The 582-nt window shown below is 39.2% G+C and carries 1 protein-coding gene; it reads right to left on the reverse strand.

All coding sequences use genetic code 11. From position 1 onward, the window contains the following. A partial coding sequence (locus tag AC1DRF_RS31645) for a substrate-binding domain-containing protein (RefSeq protein WP_477742780.1) occupies window positions 1-579 on the reverse strand: 579 nt, incomplete at its 3' end. Between the last annotated feature and the right edge of the window lie 3 nt (window positions 580-582).

Below are 582 nucleotides of genomic sequence, written 5' to 3' on the forward strand. Positions count from 1 at the left end.
AGCCGGTACATCCCATACAACAAAAATACCATTTAAATCCTGATGTTCAGCAATCATAGCGGATGCCACTTTTTCTCCATCATTCGAATCAGTAATTCCCCTGCGATCGACAATTTGAATGTTAGGATACTTTTCCTTTATAGTTTTTTCAAATGCTTCCGTTCTTTGTTTGGTTGCAAAAAAATCAGCATCATGGTAAATAACCCCGACCTTACCCTTTCTATCTAATTTCTCAGCCATGATATTAGCCGATTCAATGCCATTTCCATAATTGTCAGCAGAAACAATACTTACATAATCCTTCCCATGCTGCAAACCATTCGGTGTATTGTCCATAAACACCAGCTTCACACCAGCTTGGGCCGCTTTTTGATATACGTTTGCAGTCAATTCTGGATCAACTGGAATGCTCACCAGGATATCCGGGTTTTTGGCTAAAATGCTTTCAATGTCAGCTACTTGCTTTTTCCATTTAAATTCTGCATTTGTCACAGCTACTACCTCAATGCCCATTTTCTCAAAAGTAGTTTGCATTCCTTCCAATTGAGACCTTGACCAATCACTTCGAGTATAATGCATAGC

Source organism: Priestia sp. P5_B4 (genome assembly GCF_056400385.1).